Annotated in this window: 12 protein-coding genes; 6 read left to right on the top strand and 6 right to left on the bottom strand. The window is 69.8% G+C overall.

From position 1 onward, the window contains the following. On the bottom strand, positions 1-616 hold a 616-nt coding region (locus LXT23_RS31255), incomplete at its 3' end, for an ABC transporter ATP-binding protein (RefSeq protein WP_253984025.1). Between the two features lie 345 nt (positions 617-961). On the opposite strand from LXT23_RS31255, the gene LXT23_RS31260 reads away from it, so the two are divergent. Continuing rightward, a complete protein-coding gene (locus tag LXT23_RS31260; RefSeq protein WP_253984026.1) occupies positions 962-2059 on the top strand; it encodes a MarR family winged helix-turn-helix transcriptional regulator in 1098 nt (365 codons plus the stop codon). Between the two features lie 21 nt (positions 2060-2080). Here the strand turns inward: LXT23_RS31260 and LXT23_RS31265 are convergent, their stop codons facing one another. After that, entirely contained in the window at positions 2081-2881 is an 801-nt protein-coding gene (locus tag LXT23_RS31265; RefSeq protein WP_253984027.1) for a 2-phosphosulfolactate phosphatase, read from the bottom strand. A 199-nt stretch (positions 2882-3080) separates the two neighbouring features. Then, positions 3081-3524: a M4 family metallopeptidase gene (locus LXT23_RS31270; RefSeq protein ID WP_253984028.1), complete on the bottom strand. Its 444-nt coding sequence runs from the start codon at positions 3522-3524 to the stop codon at positions 3081-3083. A gap of 217 nt (positions 3525-3741) precedes the next feature. Here LXT23_RS31270 and LXT23_RS31275 point away from each other — a divergent pair, with 217 nt between their 5' ends. From LXT23_RS31275 to LXT23_RS31295, 5 genes are all read left to right on the top strand, one after another. Further along, positions 3742-4359: a DKNYY domain-containing protein gene (locus LXT23_RS31275; protein ID WP_253984029.1), complete on the top strand. Its 618-nt coding sequence runs from the start codon at positions 3742-3744 to the stop codon at positions 4357-4359. Between the two features lie 239 nt (positions 4360-4598). Next, the gene (locus LXT23_RS50440) at positions 4599-6452 is read left to right on the top strand and encodes an SBBP repeat-containing protein (protein WP_253984030.1); all 1854 of its coding nucleotides are present in this window, start codon (positions 4599-4601) and stop codon (positions 6450-6452) included. A gap of 152 nt (positions 6453-6604) precedes the next feature. Then, complete coding sequence (locus LXT23_RS31285; RefSeq protein WP_323379106.1) at positions 6605-8416, top strand: protein kinase domain-containing protein; 1812 nt, start codon at positions 6605-6607, stop codon at positions 8414-8416. Between the two features lie 113 nt (positions 8417-8529). After that, a complete protein-coding gene (locus LXT23_RS31290) occupies positions 8530-8892 on the top strand; it encodes a YciI family protein (protein WP_253984032.1) in 363 nt (120 codons plus the stop codon). 7 nt (positions 8893-8899) lie between these two features. Next, complete coding sequence (locus LXT23_RS31295) at positions 8900-10144, top strand: RNA polymerase sigma factor (protein ID WP_253984033.1); 1245 nt, start codon at positions 8900-8902, stop codon at positions 10142-10144. Positions 10145-10175: 31 nt separating this feature from the next. On the opposite strand, the gene LXT23_RS31300 is transcribed toward LXT23_RS31295, so the two are convergent. From LXT23_RS31300 to LXT23_RS31310, 3 genes are all read right to left on the bottom strand, one after another. Beyond that, the gene (locus tag LXT23_RS31300; protein WP_253984034.1) at positions 10176-10712 is read right to left on the bottom strand and encodes a DUF4833 domain-containing protein; all 537 of its coding nucleotides are present in this window, start codon (positions 10710-10712) and stop codon (positions 10176-10178) included. 133 nt (positions 10713-10845) lie between these two features. After that, positions 10846-11739 carry a GNAT family N-acetyltransferase gene (locus LXT23_RS31305; RefSeq protein ID WP_253984035.1) on the bottom strand — a complete coding sequence of 298 codons (894 nt, stop codon included), beginning with the start codon at positions 11737-11739 and terminating at the stop codon, positions 10846-10848. Positions 11740-11783: 44 nt separating this feature from the next. Continuing rightward, positions 11784-15242 (bottom strand): ATP-binding protein, encoded by a 3459-nt coding sequence (locus tag LXT23_RS31310; RefSeq protein WP_253984036.1) that lies wholly within the window; start codon positions 15240-15242, stop codon positions 11784-11786. Between the last annotated feature and the right edge of the window lie 20 nt (positions 15243-15262).

Consider the following 15262-nt stretch of genomic DNA (forward strand, 5'->3'; position numbering starts at 1 on the left):
AGAAGATGAAGGTGGTGCCCTCCTTCTGGTTGAGCTCCTTCATCAGGTCGATGATGTGCTGGCCCGTCACCGAGTCCAGGTTGGCGGTGGGCTCGTCCGCGAGGATGAGCTGGGGCCGGGTGACCAGGGCGCGCGCCACGGCGACGCGCTGGCGCTGGCCGCCGGACAGCTCGTTGGGGCGGTGCTTCGCGTGGCTGGCCAGGCCCACCTGCTCCAGCAGCTGCATCACCCGCTCGCGCCGCTGTGCCTTGTCCAGCTTGCGCTGGAGCAGCAGGGGAAACTCCACGTTCTGGAAGACGCTGAGCACGGAGACGAGGTTGAAGCTCTGGAAGATGAAGCCAATGGTGTTCAGGCGCAGGTTGGTGAGCTGCCGCTCGCTGAGCAGCTTGGTGTCCTGGCCGGCCACGCTCACCACGCCGCTGGTGGCGGTGTCCACGCAGCCGATGAGGTTGAGCAGCGTCGTCTTGCCGCTGCCGGACGGGCCGGCGATGGAGATGAACTCTCCCTTGTGCACCTGGAGCGAGACGCCGCGCAGCGCGGGCACCACCACCTTGCCCAGGTGGTAGTTCTTGGTGACTTCATTGATGGAGACGATGGGCTCTGAAGAGGGTGACATGGGGAGAAGGGCCTGAGCGTCGCGAGCGTGTCGCGGGGTTAAGGGATGGAAGGGTGGGGGAGGCTCAGCGCGTGTCGACGGTGAGGTGGCCGGCCCCGCCGCGTCGTCCCCAGCGGCGCGGACATGTGCTGAACCTGCGTACCCGGCCCGGGAGGCACTCCCTCATGGGGGATGTGGGCCTCACCTGACACCGGCTCTTCGTAACTAGACGGATTCATTGGGTTATATATCGATTCTCTTGGAGAGTGGTTCTGTGTAATCTCTTGGAGGCTTTCGGTCCGGAATGTTTACCGGGGAGATGTCTTAGTGACTAAGATGTCTAGAAGCTAAGAGGACGGGCGTGTCATGTCAAGCGGGCAAGCGAAGGAAGAGGAGCGGCTGGAGGCGCTGGTGCGTGAGCTGAGGGACTTCAGCGACCAGGACTTCCTCTTCAGCCAGGCGATGGCGGACGCGTTGGGCATCACGCAGACCGACCTGAAGTGCCTGAGCATCCTGGAGCGCACCGGCGCCACGACGGCGGGGAAGCTGGCCGAGCTGACAGGGCTGACGTCCGGGGCCATCACCGGGCTCATCGACCGGTTGGAGAAGGGCGGATGGGTCCGGCGCGTGCGCGATCCCAAGGATCGGCGGCACGTCATCATCGAGTCGGCGCGCGAGAAGGAGGACGCCTTCGATGCGGTGTTCCAGAGCTCGCGAGACGCCCTGAAGCAGCTGATCTCGAGCTACTCGGACGAGCAGCTCGGCGTCATCCGGGACTTCCTCCACCGGAGCGCGGCGATGATGCGGGAGGACATGGCGAGCATGCGCTCCGCCTCTGGCACTCGAGGGCCTGGCGCGACCGGGGTGTTCTCCAGCCCACTGGGAGCGCTGACGAGCGCGCGTCTGAAGTTCGCCTCGGGCGCCTCGGCCGTCACGCTCCGGGCGAACCCGGGTATGTCGGAGCTCTACACTGCGCGCTTCGAGGGACGGGCGCCGAGCGTGCGCGAGGAGGCGGGCACCGTCTCCATCCAGTACCCGCGCTTTTCGCTGCTCGACTGGCGCAAGGTGGCCGCGGACATCCAGCTCAATGGCTCCATCTCCTGGAAGATCGAGCTGAAGGGCGGAGCGTCCAAGCTGGATGCGGACCTGCGAGAGCTGCGGCTCGAGTCGCTCGAGCTGTTGTCAGGCGCCAGCCAGGTGACCATGGCGCTGCCGCCGCCGTCGGGCATCGTCCCCGTCCGCGTCGTGGGTGGCGCCAGCGACGTCACCTTCACCATCCCCGCGAAGGCGGCTGCCCGGCTGCAGGCGAAGGGCGGCGTGAGCGCGCTGGCCTTCAACGAGCAGTACCTGGGCGCCGTCGGTGGGCAGACGAGCCTGGAGACCCCGGGCTACAAGCTCGCGGCGGACCGGTACGACTTCGAGGTGATGGGCGGCGCCAGCAACCTGTCCGTCAAGAGCCGCTGAGCGAGCCAGGGGCCCCGGACCCTAACTCCGGGCATCTGCGAACCCCTCGCGTCCCAGCAGCGGTACGACGGGGCTCGCATCGAGCTGGGCGGCGACCTCCACGTCCTCGCCGAAGCCCGCAGCCGCGAGCTCGCGCCCGCTCGCACACGACTCCATCGCCGCGGGCAGCCGGTCCGCCACGGCGCGGAACGCCTGCTCGGCGACGGTTGCCTCGGGGCTCAGCCGGCTGTGGCCGAGGTCCACGAGGGCGGCCAGCACCGCGCCGGCGCCCCACAGGTCCTCGATCGCCGGGCGGAGTGAGCCGTCGGGCCACCGCTCGCCCGCCGCCACGACCGCGAGTCGCCGGCCGGCCGTCACCTGCGGGGCGAGCCAGGCGGCCACCGCGGACCGGTTGCGCAGGCAGGCGGCCACGACGGCGACACCGGAGTCGGCAAGCGCGAAGCAGAGCGAGGAACCATTGGGCGAGGGAAGCACGAGCCGGGCGATGCCCTGGCTCTCGGCGATCGCCACCGGCGACAGGCTGACGGCGTTGGCTCGGCCGGCCTGCTGCGCGGCTCGGGCCTCGTGCCGCCCGAGGGCGAGTGTCGCCTCCCGCTCGGCGGCGTACTCCGCCGCGCGCTCGTCCCGCCAGCGGAACGGCAGCACCGTCATCCCGCGCTCGACGGCAACGCACACAGTGGTGGTGAAGGAGAGCACGTCCACCACGACCGTGACGTCCGCCCCGTCGGCCACGGCGGCGGCGCCGGTGGGGCCCCACTCGAAGCGGACGGCGTACGCCGCCTGGGCGTGCGCACGCGCACTCGACGGCAGCGCCTCAGTCACGCACCCTAACCCCCCTCGAGCTTCGCTCATGAACCAGTATGTCTACACCGTTGCGTAGTGTGGAGGCCCCCGGGGCGCCGAGGGCTCGCTGCTCGGGCGGCCCCCCCGTCAGCGGCCCTCCTTGGCCCCTCCGCTCCAGCCCTCACCCGCAACCTGGCTCCTCTCCCGCCGATACGCCCTGGTTGGCGGGCACGCCCTGTCAGTAGCGAGGGGTGAGGCTGACGTTGAAGTAGGACTCGTGGCCGCTCAGCATGACGTAGATGCGCTGGTGGGTCGTCTGCGCGGCGACGCTGCACGTCGAGTCGTCGTGGCCGCTATAGGCCGTCTTGCAGTGGTACGACTCGGTCGTCGGAGCCGTGCCGATGCGCGCGTACATGTACAGAACACCCTGGCCACCGTACACCCTGAACACAGGGGATTTGCCCGCCGGCACGTCCAGGCAGAAGTACTTCGTGGAGCCCTGGGCGCCGGAGAGGTCCGTGCTGGCCTTGTAGAAGATGCGCGCGGCCTTCTCCACGCCCACCGCCGGCACCTGCGTCACCGTCTTGGAGTTCGGGTGACGGCCGCCCGAGGCCAGCAACTGGAACGCCAGGCTGGGGATGCCCGAGTTGCTGTGCACGCCACCGTAGTCCTCAGTGCCCACCTAGCGCTCGGGTCCGCCGAGCCGAAGCCCGCGAGCGCGTGGTCCGCCGCGCCCAGCCGGCCACGGACGACCTGGGCAACCCGATTGCACAAACACCCCGATGGCCGGAGTTGCGGTCCACCGCCACTGCAGTCACCCGCCAGGCAGCCTCGGCGACGTGCTCCCGAGCCTCGTGTTTTGCTACGAGCTGACGGCGGCGCGGGCTACGTTGGGCCTCATGAGTCTGATCAAGTTCGTTTTCCTGGCCCTGGGCGTGCTGGTCCTCGTGGGTGTCGTCGTCATGGCTGTCGTGGGTGGCTTCTTCGTCTCCATTTTCACCAACAGCTACGAAATCAAGAATGGAAGGGTTTTTTATCACGTGGCGGGAATCGGCTTGTCCGAGGTGGAGGGGGCGGACGCCGAGACCTTCAAGGAAATGAGGAGGGGCAATCACGGGTACGGTGAAGACAAGAATGGAATCTATTTCCATGAAAAAAGACTCCATGGTGCCGACCGTGACAGCTTCACGATCCTGAACGGAAACGGGTACTGGTCGAAAGACAAGGGCACGGTGTTCTACGGCGCCAGCGCCCTGCCGGGTGTCGATGCTTCGAAGTTCCGGCTTCTTGGCTCCCATTACGGGACGGACGGAAGGCTCGTGTATGGCATTGGCCGGCTTCTCGAGGGGGCCGACCCCGAAACCTTCGAACTGGTCACGAAGGATGGAACGATGGCAAAGGACAAGAACGCCTACTACCGCCTGGAAGAGCGCGGTCGCATGGAAAACGGCGTGTTCATCAGCGACGAAGAAGCAGCCGAAGAGGCCGCCGAAGAGGCCGCCGAGCGCACGCGGTAATCTTCGTGTGCCGCTCGTGACCGGGGTTGTACGAGGTGGTGAGGGCCCTCTGGCCACTCCAGGGCTCGCCGAGGTTCGTCCCCTCTAGCGGCGGTCTCGTCACCGGCTCCGGCTGTTTCATCACCTCGATACCGTGAGTGTGGGCGGGCGCCTGTATCACCGATGCCACCGGGGGCTCCGTGAGCACGGCCAGCCCCCGGAGTTTCCGTGCATTCACGCACGAAATCCGAGGAGGCATCGTGAGAGTTCCGAACCCCATTCGAAGCATCTTCCTGGCGGGCACGCTCGCCCTGGCGTCCGCGCCGGGCTGCGGCGGTGAGCCGTCCCCCGTCTCCGAGGCCCCCGACACCCTCGGCGACCAGGAGCAGGCGCTGGCCTGTGAGAACCTGGTCCCGGTGATGACGGGGCCGACCACGCCCTCTGGCAGCGTGACGCGCTCCGGGGTCTTCAGCACGTCCTACGAGGCCTGGCAGGCGTTCGACGCCTCCGGGTCGCTGTGGCTCTCGCTGGAGAACCAGACGCCGGCGTGGCTCGGCTACCAGTGGTTCAACGGGGCGAAGACAGTCAACCGCTATGCCATCAACTACGCCAACGGCTCCATCACCTCGCGGGCGCCCAGGAACTGGACGTTCGAGGGGTGGAACGGCTCCTCCTGGGTGGTGCTGGATACGCGGACGAACCAGGTCAACTGGGCGGGCCACGAGCGGCGCGAGTACACGGTGGCGACGCCCGGCGCGTACACGCGCTACCGGGTGCACATCACGGACGACAACGACACGCGCAGCGGCATCGTCGTGATTTCAATCGGGCGGCTGGAGCTGCTCCACTGCGTCACCGCACCGTATTCGGCGACGCAGTCCGTGTGGACGCGGACGACCGGCTCGCCGGCGGGCTTCACCCGGGTGCATGACATGGCGGGGGACCCGGCCGGGCGTACGTACATCACGGGCATGACGCAGCTGGGGCTGGATGGCGCCCAGGCGGTTGGCGGCATGGACGCCTTCCTCCAGGCGAGGGACTGGAACGGAGCGAAGCTCTGGTCGGTGCAGATTGGTGCGCCCAACGGAGCAGCCTGGGGGTACGGCATCGCGCAGAACCGGACGTGGGAGGAGATCTACGTGGCCGGCATCGTGAGCGGGTCCATCGACGGGACTCCGACCACGGGCTTCGGGGAGGCCTTCCTGACGAAGTACCGCTACACGGGCCTGAGGCAGTGGACCCGGCAGCTCGGGAATGCGGGCTCCGACACGGAGGGCTTCGGGGTCGCGGTGGACGCCGCGGACAACGCCTTCCTGGGCGGCACCGTCGAGGGCGCCCTGGACGGCAATCCCGCCATCGGCACGTCGGATGCGTTCGTGACGAAGTACGACGCCGCGGGCAACAAGCTGTGGACGCGGAAGGTGGGCGCGGCTGGCACGCGAACGCACGGGCGGCGGGTCGCCGCGGATGGCGCGGGGAACGTCTTCCTGGCGGGCTGGACGGCGGGTGGACTGGACGGCAACGTCCGCATGGGGCCGGAGGACTTCTTCGTCGTGAAGTACGACGGCGCGGGCAACAAGCAGTGGACCCGGCAGCTCGGAACTCCGGCGTCGGACACCTCGTTGTACGGGGCGGCGACGGATGCGGCGGGCAATATCTACCTGGCGGGCTCCAGCACCGGTGGCCTGGATGGGAACCCGAACCCCACGGCGGGCGGTGATGCCTACGTGACGAAGTACAACGGGGCCGGAGTGAAGCAGTGGACCCGGGAGCTGGGCAGCTCGGGCGGCGCGTGGGGCACGGGGCTCTTCATCGACGCGAGCGGCGTGTACCTGACCGGCGGCGGCACGGGGGACATCGGCAACACCACGTCCACGACGGTGGCCGCGATACACAACTTCGTCGCGCGGTACGACACGGCCGGCAACCGTCAGTGGGTCGTCCAGCAGGACGCGGCGCGGCTCAACATGGCGAACGCGGGCGTGTACAGCAACGGAGTGTCGGTGGACGCCGCGGGGAACCTCTACGTGGGCGGCTTCACGGATGGGCACTTCGACGGTAACACGCTGATGGGGAGCCCTGACGGCTTCGTGACGAAGCTGCCGAAGCCGTAGCGGGAGGCTTCTCGAGCCCGCCTCCCTGAGCCACAGCCGAGGGGCCCGCGCATCGGCTACCGGATGCGTGGGACCCCGGAGGAGCGGCAGGCGCCGAGACCTTCAGTCGCTCTTCGTGTGCCGCTCGAGACCGGGGTGGTAGGGTTCGAGCGGTGAGAGCGGAAAAGGTCTACTCGGTCGTAAAACTCCTGGGGCAGGGGGGAATGGCGAAGCTGTTCCTCGCGCACTCGCACCTCCGCCGCGAGAACGTGGTCCTCAAGCAGATGACGCTGAAGGCCGACGAGGCCGGCCGCGGGAGCTTCCTCGACGAGGCGCTCCTCAGCCTGAAGCTCACGCACCCCAACATCGTCCGCGTCTACGACGTCTTCGAGAGCCAGGGCCAGCTCTTCATCGAGATGGAGTGGATTCCGGGAAGGAGCCTGGAGCAGCTGCTCCGGGCCCACGCGCCCTCGGGGCTGCCCGCCGACATCACCTGCCGGGTGATGTACGACGTGTGCCAGGCCCTGCATGCGGCGCACCACGCCACGGACGCGCAGGGCCGGCGGCTGGAGGTCGTCCATCGGGACGTCAAGCCGTCGAATGTGATGGTGGGCCTGGGTGGCGTCACCAAGGTCATCGACTTCGGCATCGCCGGGTCCGCGCGGGCGACGGCTCCCGCCGCGCAGCAGCTGTTCTTCACGCCGGGCTACCTCGCGCCAGAGCGGGCGCTGGAGCTGCTCAGGACGGTGCCCGGAGGCACCGAGGGCCTTCCCTTCGATTCGGCACCCGTGGATGGCCGGAGCGACCAGTTCTGCGCGGGCGTGCTCCTCTTCGAGATGCTGACGGGCCGGCTGCCGTTTCCCCCGCCCGCGGACGTCTCCGTCTCCGTCGCCAGCCAGGTGGCGCACTGCCAGCAGCTCGCACGGTGCCAGGTGGACGTGTCGGCGCTGCCGCCAGCGCTGGCGGCCGTCGCGGCGAAGGCCCTGGCGCGCCGGCCGCAGGACCGCTACGGCTCCTGCCAGGAGATGGCGGAGGCGCTGGCGCGGGCCTGTCCCCTGGCGAGCCCCGAAGAGGTGTCGCGCTTCCTGTCCGGGCGCTTTCCCGAGCTGGAACGGGAGGCGGAAGAGGGCCATCGGGTGCCGGCCGCGACCGCGGAGGTCCGCACGCTGGCCATCGGCGCCATGCCCGGGCCCGCCGCCCTCGAGCCACGCAGGGCGCCTCGCGCGCCTTCACTGCCGGAGGGCGCCCGGGGGGAGCCCGCCTGGGCTACCGCGGGAAGGTTCCCCGTCGGGGATGCGCCCCTCTCCGCACCGCTGCCCGAGCGCAAGCCGTCGCGGTGGGGAAGGGGACTGGTCATTCTCCTGGTGCTCGGTGCGGCCGTGGCGGTGGTGTCCCGTGAGGCTTGGAGGCCATCCGTGGAGGCGGTGCTCCGTGAGCATGGGCTGCCGTCGTTGGACGGAGTGCTCGGTGGGAGCGGGGAGCCTCCAGGCGAGCCAGCCCCACCGGTACCCGCGCCCGCGGAGGTGCCGCCCGCCAGTCCCGAGGTGCAGCCGGAGCCGGAAGCGCCTGCCCGGGAAGCCCCCGCCGTCCAGGTTCCCCCGAAGAAGAAGGAACGGGCGCGGACGACGGCGGCCGCCCCCGGGGTGCGGCCGGTGGCACCGCCGGTTCTGGACGGCATGGACGCGGGCGGCCCCGCCGAGGCGGAGCCGTCCCTCGATGCGGTCCCCGGTGCCCCCCTCGCCGGAGGCGAAGCGGGTGGGAGCGCGCCGCGCCTGGAGGCGACGCTGGAGCCCGAGGAAACGGCCCCGGATTCCGGTCCCCAGGCGGCGGACGCGACTCCGCCGGTGGCCCCCGTCACCGGCAACGCGGAACCGCTGCCACTGGAGGAGCCCCAGCCTTCGACTCCGGCGGAGGCGCCTCGGCCCACAGCGGCCGATGCCGGCGTGGACGCCGTGCCCGATATAACGCCGGGCGAGTCGCCCTAAATACCCGTGATTCCTGGGGTTGTTCTTCCCGAACAACGCCCTGTCGAAAATCGCCCGCCCCGTTCGATCCCCTGGTGAGGCAGATTCGCCTCCCTCATCTGGAAGACACGAACATGATCACCTACCTGCTGACCATCTACGAGAACGAGAAGCTCTACGAGGGCAAGCCCGAGGAGGAAATGGCTCAGCTCATGGGCGAGTACGACGCGTTCACCGAGAGCATCAAGAAGAGCGGCAACTATGTCGGCGGCGAGGCCCTGCAGCCGGTGGCCACCGCAACCACCGTGCGCGTGCGCGACGGCAAGCGCCTCACCACCGATGGCCCGTTCGCGGAGACGAAGGAACAGCTGGGCGGCTTCTACCTCGTCAAGGCCAAGAACCTCGACGAGGCGATCGCCATCGCCTCCCGGATTCCGGGGGCCAAGGCCGGCTCCGTGGAAGTCCGACCCTGCGTCGACTTCAGTCAGCAGGGCTAGCCGTCAGGTGGCTCCCGCTTCCGACATCGACAAGCTCTATCGAGAGGAGACGGGCCGCATCCTCCCCACGCTGATCCGCCTCCTCGGCGACTTCACGCTCGCCGAGGACGCCCTTCAGGAAGCGTTTCAGGCTGCCGTCGAGCAGTGGCCCCGCGAGGGGACGCCGCCCCTTCCACGCGCGTGGATCATCCAGACCGCCAGACACCGTGCGATCGATCGCGTGCGGCGCGGGCAGCGGCTCCGGGAGAAGACCGCGCTCCTCGAGCAGGCCTTGGAGGGGCTCTCCGCTTCCCTCGAGAGCGCCCCGGTCATCGCCGATGACCAGCTTCGACTGCTGTACACCTGCTGCCACCCCAGCCTCGCGCCCGAGGCCCAGGTCGCCCTGACGCTTCGCACGCTGTGTGGGCTCACCACCGAGGAGATTGCTCGCGCGTTCTTCGTTCCCACGCCTGCGATGGCGCAGCGAATCGTTCGCGCCCAGCGGAAGATTCGCGACGCTGGCGTTCCGTACGAAGTGCCCGAGAGGAGCGAGCTCCGCGAACGCACCCGCGCCGTCCTCGCCACCATCTACTTGACCTTCAACGAGGGATACTCAGCCACCGGGGGAGACTCGCTGGTTCGGGTCGACCTCTGCGAAGAGGCCATCCGCCTCGGCCGAATCGTGGTGACGCTCCTCTCCGAGACACTTCGTGCCGAGGCCAGCGCCATGCTTGCCCTGATGGTGCTGCACCACGCACGCCGCTTCGCCCGCGTCGCTCCCGATGGCGGGCTCGTGCTCCTGGACCAGCAGGACCGAACCCTGTGGAGGAAGGACGAGGCCGAGGAAGGCGCCGCGCTCTTGCACAAGGCGCTGAGCCTCGGCGCTCGCGGGCCGTATGCGATTCAGGCCGCCATCGCCGCACTCCACCTTCAGGCAGAGACCCCCGCCCATACGGACTGGGCACAGATTGTCGGGCTGTATGATCGGTTGCTGGCCATCGACCCGTCTCCCATTGTCGCGCTCAACCGCGCCGCGGCGGTGGCGATGGCGGAAGGCGCCGAGCGCGGCCTTGCACAGATTGATGACCTTGCCGCCAGCGGGGTGCTTCGCGGGTACCACCTGCTCCCCGCTTCCCGAGCCGACCTGCTCCGCCGGCTCGGTCGGTTCGAAGAAGCCGCGACGGCCTACCGGGAGGCGCTGTCGCTGACCCGGAATGACGCCGAGCGCCGTTTTCTCGAAGCGCGACTCGTCGAGGTCTCGCGCGGTCGATGAATGGGATTGCCCTGCTCTCGCGCCTCGCGCCTCACTTGCGGAGCAGCTCATGGACGGGTTGTCCTTCCGGCCCCACGCCATCCAGCCGCACGAAGTCGACCGAGAAGGGCCAGGACGTCTTCACGAAGACGTGCTCCAGCCGGGAGACGCTGTTGGCCACCTTCGTCCAGGCCTGGACCTGACACTCGCCGTCGACCCGCGCGGTGGTGATGTCGATAGGGCGAGAGGGAAAGGCCCGCAGGCGCACCCGCACCCGCCAGCCCTCCGCGGTGGCGTCAACCGGCTGCGCGTCCTCCAGCCCATACACGGGTTGCTCGACCCCCAGCAGGTCCTCCACCTCCGACTCCCCGCGCTCCAACATCCGCCAGTAGACCTGCACGGGGCGCGTCCCCACGGGGCGGCAGGCCTCGTCCAGGCGTAGCGCGTAGTGGACCTGGTTCCGGTTCTCACTGCGGGACAGGAAGAAGGCGGACGGCGACGGAAGGGTGGGCCCGGACGCCAAGGCGAGTGGCGCGACAGCCAGCAGCGCGACGGCGGCGAGGTTGCTGAGCCCGTTCTTCGGAAACATAGGGGTCCCCTTTCATGGCGGAGTGACGGCGGTCGCCCGAGGGGCCGTACCGGGAAGACGAACACCCCTGGGGCCTGGAACTGTCACTCGCCCCTGCAAATGGGGCTGGAGGCGGATGCCCTCTATATGCGCCTCAGGGCGCCACGTACCCCCAGTTCCGGTCGATGACGCGAAAGCCCGCCGACTCGTAGAGTGCCACGGAGGCGGGATTGGCGGCATGGGCATAGACCAGCGCCGTCCTGGCTCCCGCCTTCCACAGGCGTCTGAGCCCTTCCTGGAGCAATGCCTGAGCCAGGCCCTTGCGGCGGTGCTCTGGCGCTGTCGCGACGGGCTCGAACTCGCCCAGGCCGTTCTCCGGGTCCAGCCAGCACAGCGCCAGCGCGGCCAGCGAGCCGTCTGGCGCCTCGGCCACAAGGTCCAGGTGCGCGCGGTAGTGGGCGGCGCGCATCACCCGCTGGTACACCTCGGTGGTGACGCGCTCGGTGCCGAAGGCCCGGCGATGGACCTCGGCGCGCGCGGCGGTCTCCTCGGGGCCTCGCACGCTTCGGACGGTGTAGCCGGGCGGCAGGGGCGCGGTGCCGGTGTCCGACGTTGGCCGGGCCAGGTGGAGGTAGCAGTCTTCGGTGCGCCGCCAGCCCTGTTGCTCCAGCGCGCGGGTCATGGACGTGTTGCTCTCCAATGCCCAGACATGAAGCGGACGCTCGTCGGAGGCACCGCGCGTGGGGAACCACGCTTGTGCCCACTCGAGCACCTGGGGCACCACGGTGGCGGCGTGCTCTCGAGGATGGATGAGCAGGTCGACGTCGCCATTCACATAGCCCCAGGCGAAGCCCACCAGGTTCCCGCGCTCGTCATGCCAGAGGCGCACGTTCTGTTCGGGCCGCACGAAGGCATTGCGGTTCATGCGCCAGTCGATGTCTCCCACGGTGCACTCGACGTGGGGCCCATGCGCGGCATGGCCTGCGGACACCAGGCGCGTCATGGCTCGCAGGTCCTGCTCACCCGCGTAGGAACGTGAGGACGGCATGTTCGAAGGCTCCGTGTGGATGAACCCGCGAGCCTATCCCGCTGCTACCCGGCCGCCAGGTTCTCCGTGCGGTGGCGGGAGGCATCACGGGGAAGCAGCACGACGAAGCACGCACCGCCTCCCGGCGGGCTCTCCACCGAGATGGTCCCTCCGTGGGCACCGACAATCTGCCTGGAGATGAAGAGGCCCAGGCCCAGCCCACCCACGTTGTGCGAGGCAATGCCGCGGTCGAAGCGCTCGAAGATGGTCTCTCGCTGCGCCTCCCCGACCCCGGGGCCGTGGTCGCGCACCTCGAGGCGGGCCAGCCCGTCCGCCGCCGAGAGTCGCACGTCGAGGCGCGCGCCCGGCGCGTACTTCATCGCGTTGGCGACCAGGTTCGTCAGCACCTGCTCGAGACGGGGCCCATCCCAGACGCCCAGGAGCCTGGGTGGGACGTCCAGGTGGGCCTGGCAGCCAGCCTGCGCGAGCTGCCCGGAGAGGCGCTCCAGCAGCTCTTGTGCGAGCTGGGCGAGGTCCACCTCCTGGAAGTCCAGCTCGAGCGTGCCGGTGCGGATGCGCGCGACGTCGAGCAGGTCCTCCACGAGGCGCGTCAGCCGGTCCACCTGGAGCAACGAGACACGAAGCGCCTTCGCGAGCTTCTCCGGGCTCTGCGTGCGGCCCTCTTCGGCCTGGACCCTCCGCTCCGCCATCTGCAGCAGCATCCTCAGCGAGGTGATGGGCGTCTTCAGCTCGTGCGAGGCGATGGAGAGGAACTCGTCGCGTGCGCCCAGGAGCGCCTTGAGCTCCCGCTCCACCAGCTTGAGCCGGGAGATGTCCCGGAAGGTGACGACGGCCTGCGCGGGCCTGGGCCCGATGGCGGGGACGAAGTCGGAGTCCACCACGATGTTGAAGCGCCCGGCAGGAGAGTGCCAGACCGCCTCGAAGTCGCGGACCTGCTCCCCTCGCAGGACCCGGGTGCCCGGGGAGTGTTCCAACCCGAGCGGGCGGCCGGCCTCGTCGGTAATGAAGAAGGCCTGGCCGCGCTCCGCGGCGCCGACGTCCGAGGGAAAGCGGCCCGCGGCGAGCTGATGGGCGGCGCGGTTCACGAAGGTGAAGAGGCCAGACTCCGGCTCGACGAGGAGGGTGGGGGCGGGAAGGCTGTCCAGCACGGCCTCGAGCCACTGCTGCTGCTGCGCGAGGTGCGCCGCGCGCGACTCCTGCTCCGCCACCCGCTGCCGCAAGGCCGCCATCTTGAGCTGGGCCTGCACCCGGGCCAGGAGCTCCCGGGCGGAGAACGGCTTCGTCAGGTAGTCGTCCGCGCCGAGCTCGAGCCCGCTCACCGTGGCATCCTCCCCGGCCCGCGCGGACAGCAGGACGATGGGGAGCGTGCGCAGCGAGGCATCCGCCCGGAGCCGCTTCACCAGCTCGATGCCATCCATCACCGGCATCATCACATCCGAGATGACGAGGTCCGGCCGCGCCTCTCGCGCCGCCCGGAGCGCCTCCGCGCCGTTCGTCACCGCGGTCACCTCATAGTGGCGCTGGAGCAGGCGGCGGACATACTCGCGCATGTCGGCGTTGTCGTCGGCGAGCAGGACCCGCAGGCGGGCGCCCACCTCCGGGCCCTCCCCGTGCTCCGCCGCCAGGGGCCCGCCAGCCAGCGCCTGGCTCCCGCCGTCCTCCGGCGGGGGGGCCGGCGCCTGGCCGTTCAACCAGTGCAGCGTCTCCTCCACGTAGGTCTCGGGCCGCGTCGCGGTGGACGGAGGCTTCGGTGCACCGGCCGCTGCCTGCGCCAGCCGGGGCACTCCCCCCAGCGGGATGCGGACGAAGAAGGTGGTGCCCTGCCCCTCGGTGCTGCGTACGTCGACCGAGCCGCCATGGAGCTTCGCGAACTCCTTCACGAGCGCGAGGCCGATTCCACTGCCCTCGTGGGTGCGCCCCTTCGCCCCCATCACCCGGTGGAAGCGCTGGAACACCCGCCCGAGCTCGCTCGCCGGAATGCCGATGCCCGTGTCCTGGACCGCCAGCCGCGCGAACCCGGCCTCCCGCCGGAGCTCGACCCGGATTTCACCTGTGTGGGTGAACTTGAACGCATTCGACACGAGGTTCAGGACGAGCTTCTCCCACATCTCGCGGTCCACGAGCACGGCCTCACCGAGCGGCTCGACGTCCACCACGAATTGCATGCCCGCGCGCTCGATGGCGGAGCGGAAGGTGCTCGCGATGTCCCGGGTGAGCGCGGACAGGTCGGCCGGCTCGACCGAGGCCTGGGCGCGGCCCGCCTCGATGCGGGAGAAGTCCAGCAGGGCGTTCACCAGCTTGAGGAGCCGCAGCCCGTTGCGGTGGACCACCGCGAGCTCGCCGAGCGCGGCGTCCGGCAGCGGCCCGAGGTGCCCGGAGAGCAGGTCCTCCACGGGCCCGAGCAGCAGCGTGAGGGGCGTGCGGAACTCGTGGCTCACGTTGCTGAAGAAGGCGCTCTTCGCCTGGTCGAGCTCGGCGAGCGCCTCGGCCCGGAGCCGCTCCGCCTCGTACGCGCGTGCGTTCGCGAGGGCCGCGCTGGCCGCCCCCTGCAGCATCTCGATGAAGGCCCGGTAGGCATCGTCAAGCGGGAGCCTCGGGCTCGCCCCGACGACCAGGAATCCCAGCGGCGCGGCCACGCCAGCGACCCGGATGGGCAGCACGAAGGCCGCTGCCACCGGCTCGGGATAGGGCCCCGCGGCGACGCGCCCGAACCGGGACGCCAGGTCCGCCACCGGCTCCAGCCTCCCGCTGCGTGCCGCCCGCTCCAGCGGCCAGCGGGCGCCCGTGTCCGGCCCCCTGAGGTCTATCGACACCGGGGCCAGCGCGCCTCCGACCTCCGTCCCGCGGGCCCCCCGGAGCCGGGCCAGGGCTCCGTCCGGCGTCGTCACGTAGAGGAGCGCGAAGGGCAGGTCGAAGGCGTACTCCTCGAGCGACGCGAGGAGCAGGTCGCAGGCCTCGTCGAAGACGGGCGCCCGTCCGGCGCGGTCCGCGATGTCCCGCAGCGCCCGCGTCCTCCGCTGGGAGAGCATCGTCGCGGTCGTCTCGGTCACCGGGTGGAAGAGCCCCGCCACCTTCCCGGACTCATCGCGGATGGGACTGAGCGAGAAGGTGAAGAACGTCTCCTCCGGGTACCCGTTCCGCTCGAGGAACATCCGCTGGTTCTCGAGGTAGGTCGTCTCTCCAGCCAGCGCCCGCTCGAACGGCTCGCCGATGGCCGGCCACGCGGACGCCCAGGTGACCCGGTAGTCCTCGCCCATGGCACGCGGGTGCGCCGCGCCGCAGAGCACGCGGTAGCCATCGTTGTAGATCTGGTTGTGAGCGTCTCCCCAGATGATGTTGATGGGGAAGTTCGAGGCGAGACAGAGGCTCACCGTCGTGCGCAGGCTCTGGGGCCACGTCTCGATGGGCCCCAGCGGCGAGCGCGACCAGTCGAGCGACGCGATGAGCGCCGCCATCTCACCCCCGCCCGCGAGCCACTCGAGTTTCCCAGGCTGGGTGCTCATGGGGTGATGGGATAGGCAGG

Source organism: Pyxidicoccus xibeiensis, assembly GCF_024198175.1.
Lineage (GTDB): Bacteria > Myxococcota > Myxococcia > Myxococcales > Myxococcaceae > Myxococcus > Myxococcus xibeiensis.